Origin of the sequence: Halioxenophilus aromaticivorans (assembly GCF_042850945.1) — a bacterium.
Taxonomy (GTDB): Bacteria; Pseudomonadota; Gammaproteobacteria; order Pseudomonadales; family Cellvibrionaceae; genus Halioxenophilus; species Halioxenophilus aromaticivorans.
Map to the genome: position 1 here is coordinate 1,829,553 of NZ_AP031496.1, position 24,435 is coordinate 1,853,987.

Here is a 24,435-nt window from a genome sequence, read left to right on the forward strand (position 1 = left end):
TTCATCCGGTGAAAGGTACTAAACAGGGTAACTCCGGTTGCAAACTCAATCGATAACGCCGGTGGTGCGCACCCGGCGGCTGCTTTTGGGCGTGTCACTGGCCGCCAAGCGGGCTTTACGCCGTTGCTCGGCTCGGGAGTCAATCACGTTTTTCAGGGCAATCAAAAAACCGGTCACCAGAAACGCACCAGGCGGCAAAATGGCAACCAAAAAGCCCGGGTAGTCGCTGTGGATGCTGAGCTTCCAGCTGCGTCCCATTTCGCCCACCAACAAATGCATGTCAGCAAACAGGGTGCCGCTGCCCAGCAGTTCCCGGATACCGCCCACCAAAACTAATACCAGGGTAAAGCCCAGGCCCATCATCAGGCCGTCAATCAGTGAGGGCAAAACGGGGTTTTTACAGGCAAAGGCGTCGGCTCGCCCTAGGATGGCGCAGTTGGTAACAATAAGCGGAATGAATATGCCCAGAATCTGATACAACTCGAAGGTATAGGCCTTCATCAGCAGTTCGGCGCAGGTGGTGAAGGCGGCGATGATCATCACAAACGCAGGCAGCTTAATAGCATCGGTGACCGCATTGCGTATCAGTGACACCGAAAGGTTGGAGCCCACCAACACGAGTATGGTGGCCAAGCCCAAACCCAGGGCGTTAACCACTGAGCCCGTAACTGCCAGTAGCGGGCACAGGCCCAGCAATTGAACCAGGGCCGGGTTGTTCGTCCATAGGCCGTTACGAGTCAGCTCGCCGTAATTTGTGTCACTCATGAGGATCTACTGTACTGGCGGCTACGATGGCAGCCTGGTGAGTTTGAAAGAAATTAAGCACATCGTGAACTTTACTGACCACAGCCCGCGGTGTGATGGTGGCACCGGTAAACTGGTCAAAGCTGCCGCCGTCTTTTTTCACTGACCAGCCCTGGGCGGATGGGTTAGTCAACGATTTGCCGTTAAATGACATCACCCAATTGGATTTTCGGATGTCGACTTTATCGCCCAGGCCGGGGGTTTCGTTGTGGGCCAAAATACGCACGCCAGCAATAGTGCCGTTCGCGTTGACACCGACAATCATGCGAATGGCACCACTGTAGCCATCCGGCGCTGTGGCTGGAATCACCGCGGCCACCAGTTCGCCATTTTGCAGTGCCAGGTGGATGTCCGCTGGCTGGGAAAGGCCCAACTGCTGCAAGCTATTGGGTGGAACAGGGATCACATCGGCCAGCATGTCGTTGTCGTGGTGATGTGCCGGGACGACTTCAAACAGGGCTTGCTGCTGAGCCCGTTTTTCACTCTCAACAATACGACCCTTGGTTAATTGGTAGGTGCCCGCTAGGATGCCCGCCGTACACAGTGCAAATACGGCCAGAATAACGCCGTTTTTTCCAATCGCTTGACCTAGCATATGGGCACCTCTTTTAAGGGGTGGTGGCCGCTGGGCAATCTGTGCGGTGCCAATACAAGGCACTTTGCGAAGGTAAAGGCTGGTTGTCCTTCACGAGCAAAGTAGCGTGATAGTGGTGCCGCACACGCCGCTTCCTCATGCCTTTTGAGGTATGTAGGGGCTATCAGGCATTTCCCAACGCCGTGTTGTGCTGCTTCGATGGGACAACTAGGCCCTCCGTATTGCACATCTTGTTGGTGAGAATGCCTGTAGGCCAGAGGTCGATAACAATTAATTGAGGTGCCCACTAGTCTTCCGCCTTTTCGGTTGCGCGGCGTGGCTTGCTGTGGCCATAGGTACGCGGCAGGGTGTAGTAGTCGATAAAGGGCGCGGCGAAATTCATCAGCAGCACGGCAAAGGCCACGGCATCGGGGTAGTTGCCCCAGGTGCGAATGCAGTAGACCAAAACGCCAATCAGTGCACCGTAGATCAGACGGCCTTTTTGCGACACCGCAGAACTGACCGGGTCGGTGACAATAAAAAATGCGCCCAGCATGGTTGCGCCGGAGAACAAATGCAGTAGGGGGGGGGCGCCGCTGCTGGAGCCGCCGGTGTTAAATACAAAAGCCAGCACAGTAAGTGCAACCAGCATCGCCACCGGCGCATGCCAAGAAAAAATTCCGCGCCACAGCAAGTAGGCGCCACCCAAAAGGAACCCGGCGTTAACCCATTCCCAACCCGCACCGGCAATCCAGCCGTTGGCGAATATAGGGTCTTGATACACAGCTTCTACGGTAAGGCCTTGGGCTTGGCGGAACACATCCAGTGGCGTAGCCCCGGTGTAACCATCCACCCCGGCGCCGGTGAAGACTTGGCTCAAGGCTTGGTTCAGCCCTAACCACTGATGACCTTCAACGCCCTGGGGGGCGGCCCATTGTGTCATTTGCACCGGGAAGGAAATCAGCAAAACCACGTAGCCGACCATGGCGGGGTTAAAGGGGTTAAAGCCCAAACCGCCGTAGAGTTGTTTGGCCACAACCACCGAGAAGAAACAGCCCACCAATAACAACCACCAGGGGCAATAGGGGGGCAGTGCCAAGCCTAATAGAACGCCGGTGACCAGGGCACTGTAGTCGTTTAAATAAAAGGTAATGGGGCGCTTGCGAATGGCCAGAACCGAGGCTTCTAGGGCCAAACAGAAAAGCCCACACAAAACCACATTGACCAGCGGGCCCAGGCCGAAGAAAAACACCATGGCGGCTAGGCCTGGCAGGGTGGCCAGAATAACCGTGCGCATTACCGCCTGGGTATCGGTAGCGCCTTGTGCGTGGGGAGACGTTTGCTGAATAAAACTCATGGCCGTGGGGTTACTCTTGCAGTGCGCCAAGCTCGGCTTGGGCCTGGCTTAGCTTGTCTTGCAGTTTACTCACGCCGAGCGCCAGGGCATCCTGGTTGTCGGCATTGTTGGCCTGGGCCTCGGCCAATTTGGCTTGGGCTTTGGCTAGGCGGGTTTGCAGGCTGGTGACTTGGTTGGCCAGTTTTTCTTGAGGAGACATGCTGGCCGCAGCTTGAGCTTTGGCTTTGGCTCTTTCGATGGCGGCTTGAGCTGGGTCCTGCGCGGGTGGGGCGGCTGGCGGCTCGGGCACTATCTGAGCGAGATCGCGCTGGGCCTGCTCCAGTTTTGCGCTGAGCTTATCCACGCCCATTTGCAACGCCGGCACCTTATCCGAGCCCTCGGCTTGGGCCGCTTGCAGTTTTTCCTGCGCCTTGGTTAGCCGTTTTTGCAGCGACTCCACATCGGCCTGGGCTTTTTGTGCCGGGGTCATGTCGTGTTTGGCCTGGGCCTTGGCAATGGCAGCGGCCACTGGGTCGTCGGCGGGCATGGGCGTGGCGGCAGCATTGGTTTGTTGATGCTCGGCTTGGGCCTGCTGCAGCTTTTGTTGGGCCTCGCTTAGCTTAAGCTGGGCCTGTTTCAGCGCCGCCGCCAACTGATCAACGCGCTCGGAGTTTTCGTTCAGCGCGGCTTGGTGTTTGGCTTGTGCGGTATTGAACCGAGTTTGCGCCGAGGCCAGGGCGCGTTCCAGTTTCGCCACCTGGTCAGCGTCGTTGGCCGGTGCGGGTTTGGCAACCGCTTGTGTCAGGGTGGCGGCTTCGGCCTGTTTGGCTTTAGCCTTGGCTGCGGCCTGTTGCCTGGCCAAACGTTTGGCTTCTTTTTCGGCTTCGGCCTTGGCTAAGCGCGCCTGGCGGAATTCAAAGCGCTGGCGTGATCGGTCGGCCCTGATTTTATCCTCGCGCTGCTGGCGAATTTCACCCTTGGCTGAGCGATAGTATTGCACCAACGGAATGCGGCTGGGGCAAACATAGGAGCAGGCACCGCACTCGATGCAGTCAAACAAATTGTGGGCTTCCAGTTTTTCGTACTCTTCGGCCCGGGCATACCAGTACATTTGTTGCGGCAGAAGGCTGGCCGGGCAGGCCTCGGCGCACAGGCCACAGCGAATGCACGCCTGTGCCGGTGGCGCTGGCGGCATCTCTTGCTGGGTGGCGGCAATAATACAGTTGGTGGTTTTAACCACGGGAACGTCGACGTTATTGAGCGCGAAGCCCATCATGGGGCCGCCCATAATAAGCCGGCTGATGCGTTTTTCCTTGGCACCGAAGTGCGTTAGCAACTCCGCCACTGGCGTGCCCAGGCGAACTGTGACATTGGCGGATTGCGCCAGGGCCTCGCCCACCACAGTAGTTACGCGGCTTAGCAGCGGCTCACCAAAGCGCGCGGCGCGGTAGGCGGCGTAGGCGGTGCCTACGTTTTGCACCACACAGCCAACACTGGCGGGTAAACCGCCGGAGGGGACTTCTTTTCCGGTGAGCCGTTGGATCAGTTGTTTCTCGCCGCCGGATGGGTATTGGCCCGGGAACCTAACCACTTGCACCGCGGTGCCCTGGGCGGCCTTTTGCAAGGCGGCGAAGGCTTCGGGCTTATTGTCTTCCATGCCGATCACGACATCGGCGGGGTTGCCCAGAACCTTCGCTAACAGCAAGGTTCCCTTGATGATTTCATCTGGGTAGGTGCGCATCAGCAAATCATCGGCGGTGATATAAGGCTCGCACTCGGTGCCGTTGATAATAAGGTGTTCTATGGGGGATTTGGCCCCCAGCTTAACGGCGGTAGGAAAGCCCGCGCCACCCAAGCCAACCACGCCGGCTTGACGAATGATGTCAATCAGATCAGCTGTGGCCAGCGCCTCGTACTGCGGGTTTTCTGGCAAGTCTACCCAGGTGTCCGCACCGTCGGATTCAATAACGATGCATGGCCCGCTCATACCAGAGGGATGTGGCAGGGTGCGGTCTTCTATGGCGCTTACCACACCAGAAATAGAGGCGTGCACATTGGCGCTGACCACACCCTTGGCGGCGGCCACTACTTGGCCGGTGAGCACTTTTTCGCCCACCGCAACGATAGCTTGTGCCGGAGCGCCCAGGTGTTGATTTAAAGGCAAATAGACCCGGCTGGGCAGTGGCGCTGTGGTCAGTGGGGTGGCGTTGGATTGCGCTTTGTTTTGCGGCGGGTGTACTCCGCCGGGAATGGGAAAAATTTGTCGCTCTTGGCCGCTTACGGCACGGTTACTGGCAGTCAACTTACTGTCTCCTAAGCCGCTTGGTGGTCGCGGTCGGTGGCGATGATATTGACACCGTTTTCACCGGGCTTTTGCCAGTGCCAGGTAGTCAGGGTAGTGGCCACAGGGAGCATATCAATGCAATCGACGGGGCAGGGTTCAACGCACAAATCGCAACCGGTGCACTCATCGGCAATCACGGTATGCATCTGCTTTGCAGCACCCAAAATGGCGTCCATTGGGCAAGCTTGAATACATTTAGTGCATCCTATGCACTCGTCTTCTCTGATATAGGCAACGCGAGTGACTTCGGCGCTTTCGGCCTCACCGGCATCCAGCTCTGGTGCGTCAACGCCCATTAAAGCCGCGATGGCATCCACAGTAGTTTGTCCGCCGGGAGGGCATTTATTGATGTCATCGCCCTCGGCTATTTGCTGGGCGTAGGGGCGGCAACCAGGATAACCACACTGGCCACATTGAGTTTGTGGTAGTAGGTCATCAATTTGTTCGACGATGGGGTCGCCTTCAATTTTAAAACGAATGGAGGCAAACCCCAGCAGCGCACCAAACGCCAGAGCTAACAAGCCCAAGGCAATAACGGCAGCAAGAATCGGATGGTCGGTGAGTAGTGATAGCATGTGTGGGTAATTCGCTAGGTCGTTAAAATCAGATCAAGCCGGCAAAGCCCATAAACGCCAGGGACATAAGCCCGGCGGTGATCATGCCAATAGCTGCCCCCTGGAACGGCATTGGCACATCGGCCACCGCTAGGCGCTCGCGCATGGCAGAGAACAAAACCAAAACCAACGAAAAGCCGATGGCAGCGCCAAAACCGTACAGGCTGGATTGCCAAAAGTTGTAGCTCTTGTTGGTGTTTTGCAGGGCGACACCTAACACCGCACAGTTGGTGGTAATCAGCGGCAGAAACACACCCAGCACGCGATACATCAAGGGGCTGGCCTTTTCAATAAACATCTTCGCAAATTGCACCACCACGGCAATAACCATAATAAACGATATGGTGCGTAGGTATTCTAATTGCAAAGGTATCAGCAGCCAGTTGAACACCATGTAGCTGCAAATGGAGGCCAGGGTGAGCACAAAGGTGGTGGCGCCTGCCATACCTATGGCGGTTTCCAGTTTATTAGAAACACCCATAAACGGGCACAGGCCCAAAAATTGGACCAGCACGTAATTGTTGACCAAGACCGTCCCCAAAAGGATGGCTGCAAATTCTGTCATAGTGGCGAATGTATCGGAGCTAAACGGTTAAAAACGTCAGGCGCGCTGTTGTTGCTTGCGGTACTTGTAGTTGTGTGGCGCCGGGGGCGGCATTGTAGCAGTAATCCCGCGGTAGTCTAAACACATGTTGTCTCTGGCGATTATTGATGCAATCGATGGGTTCATTCGTCGCCCTGCATATGACTATTTGTTTATTTGTGAATAATTACTGAATTAAATCCGCCTAATACACCCTCAGTCGTCGTGTTTTTGTCAATTCGGGCTGGTGTTATTCGATACAACCGCCATAGAATAGGGCCTTCTGGGAATAAGGTTATAAGCATAAATTTTTTTTAGAATATTGTGTGAAGCCCATCGCGAACCCAAGTTTTGCGATTGTCGCAATGGCGATTTGGGGCTTATACCTAATAACAAGCCGTGCTCGATGCATGGCCGATATCGGGCCTTCCTAACTGGCCCGAGCCGCCACTAAAACTGTGGCGTTGTGGTATTTATGAAGTAACGGCGAATTGCCAATCCCTTACCTCCTTCAAAGAGGCGTTGGGCCGGCTCAGCTGAGATGTTCGATACAACGGTGTAATTTGCTATGTCAGACAGTTCCCAGCGTCAAAATGTGATTGACTTAAGGTCTGCCACAAAAGCGCGCCAGCCTCAGAGCTCGGTGCGTTTGCCTGCCGCTGTGCACTTGCTGAAAGAAAAAGCCACTTATATGCTGCAATCGTCGCTATTGGGCTTATTCGATAGCGCCGACGACACCCTATTTGAGCTGGCGGATAAGTCCGACAACAACCAGGATCAAAACACCTATTTTGAGTCCATGCGCCAGGTTCGACTGGCTCGCAGAGAGATCGAAACTCGCTTTATTAGCGCCATACACCAAGCCTTTGACGGCCTCGTTGACCTATCTGCCAGCAGCCAGGAAAACTGGGATTACGATGTCGATCTCGATAATTTATCGTTGGTTAACAACGATCAACTGGAACAAAATGTTGCGGTTGAGGCCATGGTCAATGCCGCCATAGAGCACGCACCGGAATCACTCCAGCACCTTACCCTGCGCCTAGACAGCTTGGTGCCGGTGAAGGTGTATCAACGCAATAACCCCATCGGCCCCCATCAAATCTGCACCGCATTTATGCACGCCTGCGAGCACCTGGATACCAACATTAAGGTTAAGCTGGTGCTGCTGAAATTGTTTGACCGGCACCTAGTGCGCGAGTTGGCAGGTTTCTACGAGCTGGCCAATGAATTAATGATTGCGCGCAATATATTGCCGTCGCTCAGCACCCAACGCCGTGGTCGACCTGTACCTAGGTCTCCGGGCAGGCCTTCGGGCAGCAGTGGCCAAGCTGGTGGGCGGGCAGGCGATGGGGGTGCAGCGCCTGAGCAACAAACCCGAGAAGTGTTAGAAACCTTCCGCAATTTAGTCGCCACGGGTAGTGTCGGCGTCGCCGCACAGCCCGGCCAAGGGCCCACCACATCCACTACAAGCAATGTCAATGGCAGTGGCGTTGTTATCAGTGAGGCTACTTTGCTGCAGTTGTTGACGCAACTGCAAGAGCAGCAATCTCAAAGCCACGAGCTTGCGGCCAGCGGTATCGATATACAACAGCTACAAAACATGGTGCAGGCTCGCCATCAGGCCATGATTGGCCAGTTGGACCGCGACGTTATTAGCCTGATTAATCTGCTGTTCGAATTTATCGTGCAGGATCGGAATCTGGCCGCGGAAATGAAAGCCTTGCTCAGCCGCCTGCAGATTCCTCTGCTAAAAATCGCCATTGCCGACAAAACCTTCTTTGATCACAGCGGCCATCCGGCCAAACGTTTATTGAACGAGTTGGCCACCGCAGCGCTGGGTTGGGTGCCTAACCAGCCCGGTAGAGATAACCTGTTCGGTAAAATCGAATTTACGGTTTCCCGTATTTGTAACGAAGCCAACGCCAATGCCGCCGTGTTCGATGAAATGCTGATGGAGTTTTTGGCGTTCACTGACAAAGAAAAGAAACAGGCGGCGATACTCGAAAAACGAACCCTGGACGCGGAAGCGGGCAAGGCTAAGGCCGAGGCGGCCCGGGCCGATGTGGCCAGTGTGTTAAGTAAATTGAAAGACGTCGATAAGCTCAGTGCGCCGATGAAATCCTTGGTGCACGAGGCCTGGGCTAACGTTATGTTCCTTATCGCTTTAAAAGATGGCGTCGATAGCCCGCAGTGGAATTCCAGTCACAGCACCGTGCGCAATCTGGTGTGGAGTCTCACCGTGGAGGTGACCTCGCTCAACCGAGTGCGCCTGATCAAACTCTTGCCAGAGTTACTCAAGCGTTTGCGAGCGGGCTTAGAAAGCATTGGTTACAACGCCTACGACACCGGCAAGCTGTTTAAAGCACTGGAGGCGGAGCACATCGAGCAGTTGCGCAATAAGCAAGCGGGCAGTTCGGCCAGCAGGCCTGCTATGGCCTCGTCTTTTGCACCTGAGACTGAACCAGCGACTGCACCGGCCAAGCCCCAGTCGGAGCCCGCACTGGGCCGTGAGCAAGCACCTCTGGCCGGGCACCCAAAAGAGCCTTCCCAGGTGCCGGTATTGGATGACGTTGCGCCGGTGGTTGAAACTCGCCAGCAGCCCGCGCAGGCCCCCGCCAAACGTAAGCCCGCGTTTGTGGATTTAACGGAGCCGGTGGAAGATGCTGAAATCATAGAGTCGTCGTTGTCTGCGGAGCCCGAGCCGCAGTTTTTGGAGCAGGTGGACAACCTGTCCCAGGGCAGTTGGTTTGAACTGCGCGACGGTGAAAGCCAGGTGCGCTGTCGTTTGGCAGCCATTATTAAGCCCACCGGCAAATACATTTTCGTAAACCGCAACGGTATGAAAGTGGCCGAGCAAGAGCGCCGGGAATTGGCGCTCAATATTCGCAGTGGCCGCGTTCGCATGTTGGATAACAGCATGTTGTTTGATCGCGCCCTAGAATCTGTGATCAGCAACCTGCGTCAAAGCCGCGAAGAGCAAAATCGCTAGCTCCTTTCGGCCCGTCTGCATTTTCTTACAAGCTAGGTCAGAGGTAGAGCAAACCAATTTGGCTGTGGTAATGTAGCGCAAATCCCAGTCAAATTAAGTTCCTACATGATCGACGACAACGGTTGGCTTCTACCCGAAGACCATATCCCCATTGCCTTAGTCCCATCCCCCAATTTTAATCAGCGCCCGGCCGATGAGCCGATTTCTCTGTTGGTGGTTCACAATATCAGCTTACCGCCTAATGAGTTTGGGGGTGGTTATATCGAGCAGTTTTTCACCAACTGTTTGCCGGTTGATGATCATCCTTACTTTAAAGAAATCGATGGGGTAGAGGTTTCCGCCCATGTGTTGATTGATCGCAAGGGGCAAATCACTCAGTTTGTGAGCTTTGATGACCGCGCCTGGCACGCCGGTAAGTCGGAGCACCAGGGTCGCTGTGACTGCAATGACTTTTCCATTGGCGTAGAATTGGAGGGCTGCGATACAGAGCCCTACTCCGAAGTGCAATACTGGCGTCTGGAGTGGCTTATCCGCGGCTTGTTTGAGTACTACCCGGAGCTCAACCCAGAAACTATTGTTGGTCACGAGCATATCTCTCCCGGCCGTAAGTCAGACCCTGGCCCATATTTTAACTGGGCCCGTCTACAAAAATCCCTGCTTGCCTAAGCGGTACGCAGGCTTAATCGCATAAATAAGAAAAAGTAAAAACACAACCAAAACCACAACCAGGATTTAACCAAACATGTTATTGATTACAGTATTGTTTGCCTTGCTGTTGATTCGAATTTGGGGCTCCGGAGCGCCGGTGCAAAAAGACGGATGGTTTTTTGCGATACACGAATTTTTCTCTGAGTTCGAAGCCCTGGCACGCCGGCCCTGCGGCACGGTGATGGCGGCGGTTATTGCCAGTTTAGTAGCGGTATACTTTGTGCACTCGTTATTGGCGTCAATTTCCGGTTGGTTCGCCGCCTTGTTTGCCGTGGTGATCTTTATTTATGCCACTGGCCGAGGCGATTGGGCCGTATCTGCCCGGCAATACATTTCTGCCTGGCACGGCAAAGACTGGGCAGCAGCATCGGTCACGGCCCAGGAGCTCGGCGTAAGCGCCTACGATATCGACGGCGATGACTGGGCCGAGCTTAACCATCGTTTAGTTGCTGCCCTGGCTTACCAAGGGTTTGAGCGGTTATTTGTGATTTTATTTTGGTTTTGCCTGGGCGGTGTTTTGCCGATTTTAGCCTACCGGCTGATTGCCCTTAGCCGGGATGAAACCGAAGACGCCGACGAAGAAGAGCAGTTATCCCGTGTGTTGTGGATTTTGGAGTGGCCGGCCCTACGAGTGTTTGGCCTAAGCTTGGCCATTACCGGCAACTTTAGCAGCTGCTTTGCTCGTTTTAAGCAATTCCTAACCGATACCACCAACAGCACACAGCAGACCTTGGTGTTTTTCGTCGAGTCGGCGTTGTCGGTTGCGGAGCAAGAGGTGCAAGATCCTCGCTTCGGTGAACGCGAACTGCGCGAAATACTGCACCTTTATTCTCGCACCATGGTGCTTTGGGTGTGTGTTATCGCGTTGTTTGCCATATTTTTCTAACAGGAGCTGTTATGCCATCGTTTGACGTGGTATCCGAGGTCGATAAACAGGTGTTGACCAACACCGTGGATCAGGCCAACCGTTTAATCGGTAACCGATTTGATTTTAAAGGCGTAGACGCCGAATTTACCCGCTCTGAGTACGAGGTTTTTCTGCGCGCCGACGCCGAGCTGCAAATCAACCAAATGCTGGATATTTTAAAATCCACATTGCACAAAAATGGCGTAGACATTCGCTGCTTGGAAGAGGGTAAGTTGGAGCAATCCGGCAAGCAAGTAAAAACCCAAGTTACTGTGCGCACGGGGCTTGATCAAGACCTGGCTCGCAAGGTAGTTAAAATGATTAAAGATGCCAAGTTGAAAGTACAGTCTCAGATACAGGGCGATCAGGTACGAGTAACGGGTAAAAAACGCGACGACTTGCAAACCGCTATTGCGCTGTTAAAGGGCGCCGATATCGATATGCCCCTGCAGTACAACAACTTCAGAGATTAAACCTTATACTGGCGTCCCACGTTCAGCGCGCGGCTCGGGCCGCTGCTGGTTCTATTGCCCCTGGGTTAGCGCCTGCACAAAGTCGTGATCTAAGGCGGCCTGGATTTTAAGCAGGGCAAGCCGCTGTTTGTTGACGGCAAAGATTGCGTCTAGGTGATCTTGTTGGGCTTTAAAGGCGTTGGTTTCGCGGGTGTTCAATAAAAAGAAATCGCTGGCTCCCAGAGCAAATCGTTTTTGCTCTTGGGCAAAAAGCTCGCGGGCCAAGGCCACCTGCTGACGCTGCTTTCGGGTCAGCTTCTGTGAGTATTCTAGGTTTATTTCAGTTTGGGCTAGGCTAACGTTCAAGGCTCTAATCAGTGCTTCAAGGTCACGATAAACCTGCCGCAGTTTAAATTCCGCTTTGGTTTTCTTGGCTTTAGCTTGGGTGCGCCGCAGGGGTACTGAAAGCTTCAGCGCCACTTTGGTTTCCTTTTCCTCCAACGACTCAGGACCAGAGCCAAAATCCTTGGCCACGGCCACTTCCAAATCCATTTTCGGCAGCAATTTGTTTTCGGCTAGGCGCAGTTCCTGTTCGGCTTTTTCTACCTCAACCAGCTTGGATTGAATGGCTGGGTGGCTACTGCTAGGAGTCAGTTCATTGGTGGCCATTATCAAAGCGCTCGGCCAAGCAAACTCTAAATCTACTAAGGCTTTGTATTGGTCGGGACTGGTGGCGATGTCGCGCGGAATAAAGTAGCGTAATTGCTCGTAGCTTGCCCGCAGGGTCTGCTCGGCATTCAGGGCGGTGATTTCGCGCTGCATCAGTTGGATTTCAAACTCGGTCAGTACGATACGAGCCAAGTCGCCGGTGTTTACTCGAGTGCTAATGCCTTTGCGCCGATTTAAGGTGGTCTCCAGCATTTGCAAGGACAAGCGATAGTACTGGGAGGCCTTAGCCCACTCGGCGTAGGCTAATATCGCCGTGTAGTAGAATTCACTTTGCGCTATTTTTATCTGCTGCTGCCATTTTCGTCTGTCGTTTTCCGCCAACAAAATATTGTAGCGGTCTTCGTCGATGGTGCGGTTTTGCAGCAGTGAGATGCGCAGCCCAACCGAGGCTTCACCCTCTGACAGGGTGCGATTTTGTTCCTCGTATACTGGAAACTCGCCATCGGAGACCCGGTATTGAGTAAACACTTCACTGTTAAACGGCTTCAACCGCTGCGCAATTTCCTGAGTACTGTAAATACCGTCGTAATAACCCGTTACCCGTGAGGCGGTTTTATGGGCAAATTCGGTATCGTAGGCACCTTCGGCGTACTGGCGGTCGGCGGCGTATTGTTCACTCCTGGCCTCCAGGGATTGCAATTCGGGGTGGGCCTGGGCCACCAAGCCTAGGTATTCCATTAAAGGTAGGGCTGCGCAGTTGCCTGTAAACAAAAGGCCAAAAACTAACGGGAGGCTTTTCTTCATGGCTTTCTGTTGCTATTAGCTTGTTGTTCTCTAATGGGCGGGAAATTATTCAATTGTCGCCACAATTCGTAGCCCAGGCGAACTTCCTCTAACAGTATCCAAGCGCGCACCCGGCTGCCGAGGCGAGCGCTGTCGTGGTCCGGCCAGGGTTCGGCGCTTAAATCGGGTTTGATCCAAACTCGGAACTGGCCGTTGATGTCCGCCACCGGCTCAATAAAATCAACGATGCCCGAAAACGTGCCCACGGAGACGCCAGGCCAGCCGCTGAACTGAAATGTGGGCCAACCTTCAAATTGAATGCGCGTTGTTCGGCCCGGCGACACCAGCGCGGCATCCAAGCCGTTGACATAAACACTGACGTAACGGTCATCGGTTTTCGGTACGAAGGAAGCCAGCACAGCCCCGGCGGTGACGTAGGTGGAGGTGCCAACGGACTGCAGGCGAACCACCGTGCCGTCGACCGGTGCCAACTTGGTGCGGGTTTGCTGGCGGGCCAGGGTCATTCGGATGGTGTCCAGATCTTCCTGGGTTTTGGCCAGTTCTGCTTTCAGTTTTTCCAGGCTGATTTCTGCGCTCTCAACGTCTTTGGGTGATACCAAGCCTTCTTTTAGCAAAGCTTGTTGCCGTTCCAGGTTGCGTTCGCCGTTAACCACCGCAAGCTCGTTGGAGGCAAAGCGCTGGCGAGCGGCGGCCTCTTGGGATTGGATTTTTTCGATGCGTTCTTCGTCCACATCCACCAGGGTAACAATGGGTTGGCCGGCTTTCACCAGTTCGCCTTCGCTGACGTGCCACTGTTCAATCTGGCCGTCCAACAGGGCGGAGATGGGTTGAATACGCAAGGCTGGGTTGAGCGTGTCCACCGTGCCAACGCCATAGGCTGTTTGCACCCAAGGGGTGAATATCAGCAGGGCCGCAGCAAAGCCAATAAGGGCCATAACTGACCCGATGATGGCTTTGTAGTATTTGGGTGCAGATAGGCGATTTAGGGTTTTCATCGCCAGCATGAAATCTTTACGCGCGATTGTCATGTCGATGAGGCCTGTTTAGTGTCGCAGTCTGGTGGGCAGAGCGTTGGCATTGGGTTGCACCATAATGTCGATCACTCGGCTAAACACTGCGGTATCGGCGGCGTTGGTAAAATACAGCACCGTGGTATTCATATTGGCGATGATGTCCATTAGTGCCTGGCGCCGCTGTTGGGGAATGGTGTCGAAATGCTGGTTGATAATCAGTACTTTGGGAGAACCCAGCAATGCCGATGCCAGTTTTAGCTGAATAAATTCCATGGGCCCCAATGGCGCACCAACGGCTGATAATTGTGTATTAAAGCCGTCGGGTAGGCTGCAGATTCTCTCGTACAGCCCCACCTGCTCAATCACATTATTAATGGCCTCTTTGGTGATATTGCTTGCCGACATTTTTAAATACTCGGTGATGGAGCATTCAATGATCAGCGAGCGGTCGAGGACAAACACGGCTTGGCGCAGCTCATAGCTGTCCAGGTCGTTGAGATCGTAGCCTCCCAGTTTAATCCAGCCGCGTTTAGGCTCTAAGTAACGCTTGAGTAAGCGAATCATACTGCTTTGCGTCCAGTTATTCTGGGTGGTGACAAACACCTTTTCTTTACTGTCGATGGAGAAATCCAAGGTGCACATTTCGTCTCGGTTTTCCACAATCACATTGTTGAAATAGATAGCACCGTTAACCGGAGCGGGTTTGCTGGTTTGCTCCAGTGATTCTTGGGGAATACTCAGTACGCTGCCCAATTTATCGGCGGTGCCGTACAGCTCGTAATACAGTTTTAAATAGTATGGGAAGCGAGATAGGCCCAAGAACACGGCGGACATAATCAACTCGGCGGCCACCAATTGGCCAATGGAAAGTTGGCCGGCGATGACCAGCCAGCCACCCAGCCCTAGTAATGCCGAACTTGCTAATGCGTACAACGCGTAAAACAAAACCACCTGCTTAAACGTAAACGAGAAATGTTTTTCGTGCAGAGCGGTGTATTGCGCCACATAGGCTTCGGTTTTTTGGCTGGCGTAATCGAATTGTGAGGCCGACTTGGTGTATTCGTGGGCCGCAGCCAGGTTGCTCAACCAATTGGCGGTGTAGTACTTGGCCTCGGAAAGGCGTACGGCGGAGCGCTTTGCTGGGCCCGACCAGATGCGCCAAATAACCCAAACCAGAAGTAGTACAAACAGGTTAAACGCCAACAAGAATGGATGATAGAAAGCAACCAGAGTGAAGCCCACAAACATTTGCAGAATCAGCGCGTTGCCATCTACCACTAATGCTGGCACATTTTTTTGTAGTGTTATTATGTCGAAGTAGCGGTGGGCTGTGGAGGTGTTGCGTCTGCCTTCAAAAAAGCTGCGTGGCGCTAAAATGGTACGCAAACTGAGCTCCGCCACTAAGCGCGCATAAACTCTACGCTCGTAATATTCCATCACCTCGGTTCGCAAGGCGGCGAAAAACGCCGACAGTGCCAGTGTGCAAAATAGCACGATAGCGAGGATCACCACGGAGCGCGGTGAAGCCATATTGACCACGGTGTTGATCAGGGTTTGTACCGCGATGGGAACGGCCAGGGTCATTAGGCCGGTGGCAATGTTATAGGCGACAACAACACCAAAAAAAGATCGCTCAGGCTTAAGAAGGGAAAAAAGCGTGCTGCGCAGCTGCTTGAGGTCGATGTCTTTGTCGGCCATATTTACGTCGGAGGGTTAGTCATTTTACGGGAAAAAAATAGAAGGTTTGTTTGGTGTAGGTGGGTAGAGCTAACCCATACAAGCCTCACCGAAGGCAACAGTAACCAATTCGCTTGGTGAACACAATGCTTTGCTCAGTGGCAGCGGTTTGAGCCATTGGAGAAACGATTAACAGGCCTTCCGGCGGCGGCTGTGGGTAACTTTGTGCGAGCAAAGGCGCCGCCGAAGGATAGCCGGCCCTAACTTTCCCGCCAGCGGAAAAGCCAGGCAGAAAGCCCCAAGAATACCGCGCTCATGGCCGTTAAAATAAGCAGGTGGTGGCTAATCTCGGCCGGGCCGGCGCCGTCCAGCATCACCGAGCGGGCCGCTTGCACCATATGAGTGAGCGGTAAAAATTGGCTGGCGGTGACCATCCATTGTGGGGCGCCGTCCAATGAAAACCACACCTCTGACAACAACATCATAGGGAACACAAACAGATTCATCAGGCCGTTGGCCAGCTCTTCACTGGACAGCCGCGCGGCTACGATCAACCCCATGGATAAAAGCGCCAGGATGCCTAGCGCCGCCGACAATACCAACAAGAAGTAGCTGCCCAGCATGACAAAATCCAACACCAAGTTAGCTACCACAAAGACGATGGCACAGACGCACATATTGATCATAAAGCGAGACAAAACCTGGGCACTGAGGAACTCGATGGGTTTTACCGGCGAGGCCTGAATACGCTTTAACACGCCGTTTTTTCGGTAGCGGACGATGACATAGCCGACACCGAATAAACTGGAGAACATCATGTTCATGGAAATAATGCCGGGAATTACCCAGTCTACGTAGCGCACCTCGCGGCCACTGATGGATTGCGCCTGCCACTGTGGGTTGCTCGCGAGCCCCAGCAGTTGTTCTACCACATCGCCTTTCATGGAATCGCTGTTTTTCCAGTATTGATTTGCGCCCAGCAAGAGGTCAAGTTGGTGGAATTGCACCTTGGTAATGGCTTGCTCGCGATCGCTGTAATCTACAATTTGCACGCTGGGCTGTTCGCCCACCAATTGCTCAACCACGCTGGGGTCGGCGTTAAGCGTGCCCACTTTAAATAACGCATCTTCGCCACGGGAGAAGGCGAGGGCGACCACGCCGATAATAATTGGCGGCATCACAAACGACCAGACCAGCGACGAGCGATCTCGGTAATACTCTTTGTTACGCGCAATAAATAAGCTTAATAGACGTTTAAAATTCATAGTAATCAATGTTCGAGGCAGTTATCAGTCGCGCAGGTTTTGGCCGGTGATTTTTAAAAATAAATCGTCCAGGGTTGGATTGCGAATTTGCAGTGATGTCAAATCCACCTGCAGTTCAATTAAGGTTTGCAGGGTTTGGTCGACGTTGTGGCTAATGATTTCGACCCCGGTTGCGGTTACCGAATGTTCAAAATTAGCCAACAGGTCGGCGGCCATGGCACCTTCGGGCAGGTCGATGTAGGTAAAGCCGAAATGCTCCCGCAGTAAGCCTTTGGGGGTGCCCTGGGTGATGATTTTTCCACTGTCGACAATCAGTAGCTGATCGCACAGGTATTCGGCTTCGTCCATATAGTGTGTGGTCAGCACAATGGTTTTGCCCTGGGCCTTAATGGATTCTATTAGCTGCCAAAAATTACGCCGGGATTGTGGGTCCAAGCCGGTGGTGGGTTCATCCAAAAACACGATTTGCGGGTCGTTGAGAAGCGCCAAGGCTAACAGTACACGCTGCCGTTGGCCGCCGGAGAGCTTCGCCGCCGGGCGTTCTAGAAACTCAGACAGAGCACACAACTGGGTGAGCTTCTCCAGCGATAATGTCTCTTGATAGAAACCGGAAAACAACGCTATGACTTCGCGCACCGTTAAGAAGTCCATCAACGCCGTGGCTTGGAATTGAATGCCGCTTTGGGTTTTAAATTCTGGGTTATTGGCCACGCCGCGGTAGCGGATTTCACCACTGGTGGGCGGGGTGATGCCTTCAATCATTTCGATGGTTGTGGTTTTGCCGGCGCCGTTGGGTCCGAGTAAGCCAAAACACGTACCCTGTTCTATGGTAAAGGAAATTCCTTTTACGGCTTCAACATTTTTGTAGCTTTTGCGCAAATCGCGCACTTCCAATATGGCGGGCATGGCGTACAGCTTGCTCTGTTGGTGTGAGTCGGTGATTTTAACCCGGGCAGTTTACCGCAAAGGGTTTTTAGCCGTTAGTGAGATCTCTGAATTTATGCCGCAGGCTCCACAGCAGTATTAAAGAAGGGATTACCATTAGCGTGGTGACAACGAAAAAGGCCTCCCAGCTGCCTAGCCAATCTACCATGTAGCCACTTGCTCCAGACATACTGGAACGCCCCAGGTTGCCCAGTGAGGCCAGCAAAGCGTACTGGGTGGCCGTGAAGGCCCGGCCAGTGATGGCCGATATAAATGCCACTAATGCCACAGATGAGAAAGCCGCGGTAAAATTATCCACCAGCAAGGTTAGTAACAGTAGCCATTCAAGTGGGCCGGATTGCGCCATTAAGGCGAACATTAGGTTGCTGCCGGCCATGGCGATGCCGCCAATCATTAGCCCCTTAAGCACGCCAAATCGAGTATTAAAAGCGCTGCCCATCAGAGTAAATAGCACGGTTAAAAACCAGCCAAATAGCTTGGTGTATTGACCGATCTGCTCGTTGCTAAAGCCTAGCTCGCGATAAAACACGACGGACATACGGCCTAGGAAAGCTTCGCCGATCTTAAAGGTGAAGATAAACACCATTATGGCCAGCGCGACTTTTACGCCGTTACGCCGAAAGAACTCCATAAAAGGCTCTATCAGGGTCACCGTGAGCCAGTTGCCGGCCTTGGACAGGTGCAGTTTGTCTTGCACGTTTTGCTCGGCTTGGGATTGCAGTGCCTCGCGTTCAGTTTTGGGTTCTCGCACCAGCAAGGTGGCTGCCATCAGCACCCCTAATACGGCCATCATCACTGCATACACTTGATTCCAGCCGATGCTGTCGGCACTGGCAAAGGCGATGTAGCCGGGCCAGGAATAACCGGTCCACCAGCCGATCACTGACATGGCCGCGGCGGCGGGCATTTTGTCGTTTTCGTCTACGGAAAATTGGTCGATACGAAAGGCATCGACAGCGATGTCTTGGGTGGCTGAGCAAATAGCGATTAACAGGGCCAGCAAACCGAAGGTAAACAGTTGCTGATTGGGAGTAACGGTGGTGAGCAAAAACACCCAGATCAACATTAGGGCTTGCATTAAGAGTATCCAGCTGCGGCGTTGGCCGAGTAGCCGGTGCAACAAGGGTAGGTGAACCCGATCGATGAACGGCGCCCACAAAAAATTTAAGGCATAGACCATGCTAACACTGCCCAGCAAGCCGATTTCTGCCCGGCTTACGCCCTCATCTTTAAGCCAGCCGCTGAGCCCGCTGGCAATCAGTACCCATGGGAAACCGCTGGCGATGCCCATTAAAAAAATCCAAAACAAGCGGATGTCGCGGTAGGTATTTAGGGTAGAAAGCCAGGATTTGGGCATGGTAAGTCTGTTGTCAACGCGCAGTGCTTTGCGAGGCCGGTAAAGCTAATTGCTGGGTGGGTGAAGGTTCCAGCCGAATTGTCGCAGATTTACACGATCGTTGCGAAAAGTAATGCCTTCTTGTTCCAGCCGTTGACGCTGGAATGAGCCGCGCTCCCCGGGCAGAGAAATCCTACCCTGGCTGTTGATGATGCGGTGCCAGGGTAGGGTGCTGTCTTGCGGCAGCCGGCTGAGTATACGGCCCACCCAGCGAGCTCGATTAGGCAATCCGGCTAAACGAGCAATGGCACCGTAGGTGCAAACCCGCCCACTGGGCACTTGGCTAATGGCCAAGTAAAGGGCGGATTCCGGTCCCATGGCGCCTAGAAGCTGTAAACCAGGTTTACAGAGGTGATGGTGTCGGTGTCTTCGATGCCCGGGGCGGTGTCGCTGTTATTGCGCCATTCGTAGGCCACTTTCAACGCAAGATCCGTATTAATAGCGACACGCAGGCCGAAAATATTGTTGGTGAAGGTGTTATCTGAGGAAATCTCTATTCGGGTGTCATTTTCGATGGAGGTGGTATCGGTAAGCTTGTGGGCGTAGGCTGAGGTCAACAGATAGTTAATACCGCTTTGATTGTCACCCGTCTCTTCTTCCTTGGTTTTACGATAGCCGAAACCGGCGGAAATATCCCAGGTGATGTTTTCTTGCACAATCACTTTATAACCGGCACCGACAGACGCGGTGTAAATGGCTTCGTAGGAATCAAATTTGTCGTCAAAAAAGCGCAGGTCGCCGAATACGAAGGTGCGTTCCGACAACAGATACTTGCTCAGCCACTTGGCGGTATAGGACTCGGCAGACTTTACACCATCGGCCTCAGCACTAGTGCCAGAAATACCTGCGGAGTGCTCCCAGGGGGCACCATCAACGTAGTCAAAATTCACCGCGCCATTGGCAACCTTGGACTCAGAGTTGCCTTCCACCAGTACTAATCCAGCTTCACCAGTGCCTTTCCATTCGGCCGCCAGGGAACTGCTGCTGGTAATAACTAGGGCTAATGCCGTCGCGATTTTCGTCTTGTTCATAAACTAACCTTCAGTTTGAGTTTGTGGCGCACAAGTGCGCACTTCTAAAGCGGCGCTAGTGTAAAGTGTGTGGCGCCTAATCCCCAAGCATTACTGAAATAATCCATGCCATAGTTGTCAAAGCCACCAAGGTAGATGCGCACAAAGGCAGGGTTTGTGGCCGTGGCGCTGACGTGAGTGGCTTGAATCACCCAACTTTGGCCGCATTTTGTAACTAACCCTCATTGAATATTAATTTTAGACGAGTTTTGAATGCCTATTTTATTGATTGTCTTTTTTGGCATGTTTGTTGAGTTTTGGGTCATTGTGGCCATCGCTAAACAGATCGGTGTATTGGCTACTTTGGGCGCCACCCTGGTCACCGCGGCTATTGGACTGGCGCTAGTGCGTCGCCAGGGACTGAAAACCCTGGCTCGGGCGCAGGAAAAGGCCCAGCACGGGGAGTCACCGGCCAGAGAAATGGTCGAGGGCGTGGCTATATTCTTCGGCGGTATCTTGTTGTTTGTGCCTGGGTTTTTCAGCGATGCCATTGGCTTCGCCCTGCTGATCCCCGGTCTGCGAGGCGTGCTAGGGCGTCGTTTTCTAGCGCCAATCATTCAAAACGGGCGCAGTCAGTTTCATTTCTATAGCCAGTCCGGCGCGCAAAGCCGTACCTTCGAAGGCGAATTCGAGCGCACCGACATCAACAACGGTCCAGACGGCAAAAAAAATCAAAATTTTTTACCGTAGGGGTGTTGAAATCCATTCTGCCAACCCCATTTCCTGAAACACCCAACTAATGGTTAGCCGGTGTGCTGCACCTGCTACCTCTCAAGTGGGCTAAGCCCGCTTGAGCGTTGCTTAAAAAAACACTGTGAAATCCGCACCATCGGGTTGTTTTACTATATTAGGAGAAAATAAAGATGAACATTCGTCCTTTGCACGATCGTGTTGTGGTTCGCCGTAAGGAAGAGGAAAAGACAACTGCATCCGGCATCGTGTTACCTGGTTCCGCTACTGATAAGCCTAACCAAGGTGAAGTTCTGGCAGTTGGCAACGGTCGAATTTTAGAAAACGGTGACGTTCGCCCAGTAGACGTAAAAGTGGGTGACGTTGTGGTATTCGGTAAGTATGCCGGTAGCGACACCATCGAAGTTGACGGCGAAGAGCTGTTGATTTTGAGCGAAACAGACATCAAAGCAGTGTTGGTTTAAGCACTGCCGACGCCTCGTTAAACGCAAGTAACTGAATTTGAATAAAGGAAAGAACAATGGCCGCTAAAGACGTAAGATTTGGTGATGACGCCCGCAAAAGAATGCTCGCAGGTGTAAACATCCTGGCTGACGCAGTTAAAACTACCTTAGGCCCTAAAGGCCGCAACGTTGTATTAGACAAGTCTTTCGGTGCTCCTACCGTGACTAAAGATGGTGTATCTGTAGCCAAAGAGATCGAGCTGGAAGACAAGTTCGAAAACATGGGCGCGCAGATGGTTAAAGAAGTGGCTTCTAAAGCCTCAGATGACGCCGGTGACGGTACTACTACCGCGACTGTTTTGGCGCAATCTATTGTTAACGAAGGTCTGAAGGCAGTTGCCGCAGGCATGAACCCAATGGATCTTAAGCGTGGCATCGATAAAGCTGTTGCCGCGGCTGTTGAGCACGTTCGTTCTGTTGCCCAGCCTTGTGCTGACAGCAAGTCCATCGCCCAGGTAGGTACTATTTCTGCCAACAGCGACGAGAACATCGGTAGCATCATCGCTGAAGCCATGGAAAAAGTGGGTAAAGAAGGTGTAATCACCGTTGAGGAAGGTTCTGGCCTGGAAAACGAGTTGGACGTAGTAGAAGGTATGCAGTTCGACCGCGGTTACCTGTCTCCTTACTTCGTGACCAACCAAGACAACATGTCGGTAGAGTCTGAGAGCCCATTCCTGTTGTTGGTAGATAAAAAGATTTCCAACATCCGCGAATTGCTTCCAGTGTTGGAAGCCGTAGCTAAAGCCGGTAAGCCTTTGGTTATCATTGCTGAAGACGTAGAGGGCGAAGCCCTGGCGACATTGGTTGTGAACAACATGCGTGGCATTGTTAAAGTTGCCGCATGTAAGGCCCCTGGTTTCGGTGACCGTCGTAAGGCTATGTTGCAAGACATCGCCACTTTGACTGGTGGTACTGTGATCTCTGAAGAAGTTGGCCTGGATCTGGAAGGCGCTACCTTAGAGCACCTGGGTACCGCTAAACGCGTTACCATGACTAAAGAAAACACCGTTCTCGTTGACGGCGCTGGCGACGTTGAAGAAATCAAAGCCCGCGTTGCTCAAATCCGTGTTCAAATCGAAGAGTCTACCTCTGACTACGACCGTGAAAAACTGCAAGAGCGTGTGGCTAAACTGGCCGGCGGCGTCGCGGTAATCAAGGTTGGTGCTGCTACCGAAGTTGAAATGAAAGAGAAGAAAGCTCGCGTCGAAGATGCTTTGCACGCTACTCGAGCTGCAGTAGAAGAAGGCGTCGTGCCTGGCGGTGGTACTGCTTTGATTCGTGCGGTTGCTGCTATTGAGCATCTAACTGGCGACAACGAAGACCAAACTGCTGGTATCACCATTGCCCGTCGTGCTATGGAAGCACCTTTGCGTCAAATCGTGACTAACGCGGGTGAAGAGGCTTCTGTTGTTGCTTCTGAAGTACGCGGTGGCGAAGGTAACTTCGGCTTTAACGCTGGTAACAGTACCTACGGCGACATGCTGGAAATGGGTATTCTAGACCCAGCTAAAGTAACCCGTACTGCGCTACAAGCAGCCGGCTCTATCGCTGGTCTGATGATTACCACCGAAGCTATGGTTGCGGATGCACCTGCTAAAGACTCTGGCGCACCTGCAATGCCAGACATGGGTGGCATGGGTGGCATGGGCGGTATGATGTAAAGTCTGCCCCGGCACGTACAAAAAGGCTCGCTTGGCGGGCCTTTTTGCGTTTTTGGGGTTGTAGTTTTTCTTGTGCTTGCTATGTACACTGCACACACCCACTGGGCCGTGGCGCATAGAGTTGAGCAAACTGGGTAAAACACGGTCAAAGCCTTACGCCACTGGGCTGTTGAGCTTTGGGCTAGCCGCAACGACAACGCAAGGATTCTAAGACTTATGGTGCAATCTCGTAGAGAACCGACCATCTCCTCCTCAGATTTTTCCGCACCCCTGGATGACGATACCCCCAACCGCAACAGTAACGGCCGACGCACGCAAAAAACGCCACCGCCACCGCCAACGCCAGCCAAGGGTGGCCAGGGCATGGCCATCTTTGCGTTTTTGATTGCCTTGGTCGGAGTCGGCGCCGGTGGATTTGCCGTGTGGAAAATCCAAGCGCTGACCCAAGAGTTGACCGGAGCCGACGACCGCATCGCCGCGCTGGAAAAGCGGCTCACACTTTCAGACGATGAATCCAGTCAGTCGGTGACTGTACTGCAAGCCAATTTAAAGCAAGCGGTGAAAGACATCGGTACCAACGAGTCTGAAATTCGCAAACTTTGGGATACCCGTAACGTCAATCGTAAAGCCATTGCCCAGAATGACGACGGCCTAAAAGCTGCTCAGGCCGAGTTGGAAAAGTCGGTTGCCAGCGTGCAGAAAGCATTGTCCGATCAATACGCGGGCCTAGCCGGTAGCGTCAAAGAGTTGGAGGCGTCTTCAGGTTCATTGGAGCGACAGGTAGCCAATCTGCGCACGCAGTTAGCGGAACTGGATGGCGTGGCGCAAAAACTGGCCGCCGTGGATCAGCTTTCGGGCCGGGTTAGAAGCAACGAAGAGGCCATCGAAGCCATTGATGCTTATCGTCTTAATATTAACCGTCAGCTGGTTGAGCTGCAGCAAAAGCTCAGCCCAGGGCCTTAAATAAGACTAATCGCAATGCAGCTACTCGGTGAGCCGAGAGCTGCAGGCTTTAGCGGTAATCTGGTTTCAGTTTTATGCTCGGCTGGCCCATGGGGTGGCCCGGCGTGGCCGTGGTTGTTGGCATTTGCTTGAGGCAGGCTGAATGCAGACGGCTGGTTTCATTCCAGTGCATCACAGCTTGTTCTTGATTAGGTTTTTGCGGGCCGCGGCAGCGACAGCTTTGACAGGCGATGGAATAATTCATCTTGTGCACCACCATATGTAGGTGCTGGCTACCACAAAAGGGGCAAGGTTCGATCTGCAACGCCATAAAAGACTCCTGGTCGGTAAAGTGGCGTGTTTGATTGCATGGCCATTCCCTGTTGAAACTGGCTGCGTCCAGAACGTGGTATCTTTGGCGCAGCAATCTACGGCAAGGGATTCTTGCCTCAGCTCGCTCTTCGATGAGCTTACCAACCATGACTA

General features: G+C 53.3%; 23 protein-coding genes. 8 read left to right on the top strand and 15 right to left on the bottom strand.

Annotated elements, in window-relative coordinates; genetic code table 11:
* Nucleotides 1-45: 45 nt before the first annotated feature.
* The 6 genes from ACGHM3_RS07895 to rsxA form a co-directional block, all read right to left on the bottom strand.
* A complete protein-coding gene (locus ACGHM3_RS07895; protein WP_345417864.1) occupies nucleotides 46-765 on the bottom strand; it encodes an electron transport complex subunit E in 720 nt (239 codons plus the stop codon).
* The gene (gene rsxG, locus ACGHM3_RS07900) at nucleotides 758-1,399 is read right to left on the bottom strand and encodes an electron transport complex subunit RsxG (protein WP_345417868.1); all 642 of its coding nucleotides are present in this window, start codon (nucleotides 1,397-1,399) and stop codon (nucleotides 758-760) included. Before rsxG ends, ACGHM3_RS07895 begins: the two co-directional genes overlap by 8 nt.
* A gap of 286 nt (nucleotides 1,400-1,685) precedes the next feature.
* Entirely contained in the window at nucleotides 1,686-2,735 is a 1,050-nt protein-coding gene (gene rsxD / locus ACGHM3_RS07905) for an electron transport complex subunit RsxD (RefSeq protein ID WP_345417871.1), read from the bottom strand.
* A gap of 10 nt (nucleotides 2,736-2,745) precedes the next feature.
* Nucleotides 2,746-5,016: an electron transport complex subunit RsxC gene (gene rsxC / locus ACGHM3_RS07910; RefSeq protein ID WP_345417874.1), complete on the bottom strand. Its 2,271-nt coding sequence runs from the start codon at nucleotides 5,014-5,016 to the stop codon at nucleotides 2,746-2,748.
* 11 nt (nucleotides 5,017-5,027) lie between these two features.
* Nucleotides 5,028-5,633, bottom strand: coding sequence for an electron transport complex subunit RsxB (rsxB, locus tag ACGHM3_RS07915; RefSeq protein ID WP_345417877.1), 606 nt, complete (start codon nucleotides 5,631-5,633; stop codon nucleotides 5,028-5,030).
* A 28-nt stretch (nucleotides 5,634-5,661) separates the two neighbouring features.
* Complete coding sequence (gene rsxA, locus ACGHM3_RS07920; protein WP_345417880.1) at nucleotides 5,662-6,237, bottom strand: electron transport complex subunit RsxA; 576 nt, start codon at nucleotides 6,235-6,237, stop codon at nucleotides 5,662-5,664.
* A gap of 586 nt (nucleotides 6,238-6,823) precedes the next feature.
* Here rsxA and ACGHM3_RS07925 point away from each other — a divergent pair.
* From ACGHM3_RS07925 to ACGHM3_RS07940, 4 genes are all read left to right on the top strand, one after another.
* Nucleotides 6,824-9,247 carry a DUF1631 domain-containing protein gene (locus ACGHM3_RS07925; RefSeq protein WP_345417883.1) on the top strand — a complete coding sequence of 808 codons (2,424 nt, stop codon included), beginning with the start codon at nucleotides 6,824-6,826 and terminating at the stop codon, nucleotides 9,245-9,247.
* Between the two features lie 105 nt (nucleotides 9,248-9,352).
* Entirely contained in the window at nucleotides 9,353-9,913 is a 561-nt protein-coding gene (ampD, locus tag ACGHM3_RS07930) for a 1,6-anhydro-N-acetylmuramyl-L-alanine amidase AmpD (protein ID WP_345417885.1), read from the top strand.
* Nucleotides 9,914-9,989: 76 nt separating this feature from the next.
* Nucleotides 9,990-10,841 (top strand): regulatory signaling modulator protein AmpE, encoded by an 852-nt coding sequence (gene ampE / locus ACGHM3_RS07935; RefSeq protein ID WP_345417889.1) that lies wholly within the window; start codon nucleotides 9,990-9,992, stop codon nucleotides 10,839-10,841.
* 11 nt (nucleotides 10,842-10,852) lie between these two features.
* Nucleotides 10,853-11,335, top strand: coding sequence for a YajQ family cyclic di-GMP-binding protein (locus ACGHM3_RS07940; protein ID WP_345417892.1), 483 nt, complete (start codon nucleotides 10,853-10,855; stop codon nucleotides 11,333-11,335).
* Nucleotides 11,336-11,386: 51 nt separating this feature from the next.
* On the opposite strand, the gene ACGHM3_RS07945 is transcribed toward ACGHM3_RS07940, so the two are convergent.
* The 8 genes from ACGHM3_RS07945 to ACGHM3_RS07980 all read right to left on the bottom strand — a co-directional run bounded on the left by ACGHM3_RS07945 (nucleotide 11,387) and on the right by ACGHM3_RS07980 (nucleotide 20,114).
* Nucleotides 11,387-12,787 carry a TolC family protein gene (locus ACGHM3_RS07945; RefSeq protein ID WP_345417896.1) on the bottom strand — a complete coding sequence of 467 codons (1,401 nt, stop codon included), beginning with the start codon at nucleotides 12,785-12,787 and terminating at the stop codon, nucleotides 11,387-11,389.
* The gene (locus ACGHM3_RS07950; RefSeq protein ID WP_345417899.1) at nucleotides 12,784-13,815 is read right to left on the bottom strand and encodes an HlyD family efflux transporter periplasmic adaptor subunit; all 1,032 of its coding nucleotides are present in this window, start codon (nucleotides 13,813-13,815) and stop codon (nucleotides 12,784-12,786) included. The genes ACGHM3_RS07945 and ACGHM3_RS07950 overlap by 4 nt, the downstream gene beginning before the upstream one ends.
* Before the next feature lie 15 nt (nucleotides 13,816-13,830).
* Nucleotides 13,831-15,498, bottom strand: a complete 1,668-nt coding sequence (locus ACGHM3_RS07955; protein ID WP_345417902.1) for an ABC transporter transmembrane domain-containing protein — start codon at nucleotides 15,496-15,498, stop codon at nucleotides 13,831-13,833.
* Between the two features lie 239 nt (nucleotides 15,499-15,737).
* Nucleotides 15,738-16,742, bottom strand: a complete 1,005-nt coding sequence (locus tag ACGHM3_RS07960) for an ABC transporter permease (protein ID WP_345417905.1) — start codon at nucleotides 16,740-16,742, stop codon at nucleotides 15,738-15,740.
* 24 nt (nucleotides 16,743-16,766) lie between these two features.
* Nucleotides 16,767-17,648: an ABC transporter ATP-binding protein gene (locus ACGHM3_RS07965; RefSeq protein WP_345417908.1), complete on the bottom strand. Its 882-nt coding sequence runs from the start codon at nucleotides 17,646-17,648 to the stop codon at nucleotides 16,767-16,769.
* 67 nt (nucleotides 17,649-17,715) lie between these two features.
* A complete protein-coding gene (locus ACGHM3_RS07970) occupies nucleotides 17,716-19,044 on the bottom strand; it encodes an AmpG family muropeptide MFS transporter (protein WP_345417912.1) in 1,329 nt (442 codons plus the stop codon).
* 45 nt (nucleotides 19,045-19,089) lie between these two features.
* On the bottom strand, nucleotides 19,090-19,401 hold the full coding sequence (locus tag ACGHM3_RS07975) for an MGMT family protein (protein ID WP_345417915.1): 312 nt from the start codon (nucleotides 19,399-19,401) through the stop codon (nucleotides 19,090-19,092).
* 5 nt (nucleotides 19,402-19,406) lie between these two features.
* Nucleotides 19,407-20,114: a DUF481 domain-containing protein gene (locus tag ACGHM3_RS07980; protein WP_345417918.1), complete on the bottom strand. Its 708-nt coding sequence runs from the start codon at nucleotides 20,112-20,114 to the stop codon at nucleotides 19,407-19,409.
* Nucleotides 20,115-20,366: 252 nt separating this feature from the next.
* Here ACGHM3_RS07980 and ACGHM3_RS07985 point away from each other — a divergent pair, with 252 nt between their 5' ends.
* From ACGHM3_RS07985 to ACGHM3_RS08000, 4 genes are all read left to right on the top strand, one after another.
* Complete coding sequence (locus ACGHM3_RS07985; protein ID WP_345417922.1) at nucleotides 20,367-20,843, top strand: FxsA family protein; 477 nt, start codon at nucleotides 20,367-20,369, stop codon at nucleotides 20,841-20,843.
* 173 nt (nucleotides 20,844-21,016) lie between these two features.
* The gene (locus ACGHM3_RS07990; protein WP_345417925.1) at nucleotides 21,017-21,307 is read left to right on the top strand and encodes a co-chaperone GroES; all 291 of its coding nucleotides are present in this window, start codon (nucleotides 21,017-21,019) and stop codon (nucleotides 21,305-21,307) included.
* 56 nt (nucleotides 21,308-21,363) lie between these two features.
* Entirely contained in the window at nucleotides 21,364-23,007 is a 1,644-nt protein-coding gene (groL, locus tag ACGHM3_RS07995; protein WP_345417928.1) for a chaperonin GroEL, read from the top strand.
* Nucleotides 23,008-23,223: 216 nt separating this feature from the next.
* Entirely contained in the window at nucleotides 23,224-23,970 is a 747-nt protein-coding gene (locus tag ACGHM3_RS08000) for a hypothetical protein (protein WP_345417931.1), read from the top strand.
* A 49-nt stretch (nucleotides 23,971-24,019) separates the two neighbouring features.
* Here the strand turns inward: ACGHM3_RS08000 and ACGHM3_RS08005 are convergent, their stop codons facing one another.
* Nucleotides 24,020-24,280, bottom strand: coding sequence for a Lar family restriction alleviation protein (locus ACGHM3_RS08005; RefSeq protein ID WP_345417934.1), 261 nt, complete (start codon nucleotides 24,278-24,280; stop codon nucleotides 24,020-24,022).
* Nucleotides 24,281-24,435 lie beyond the last annotated feature (155 nt).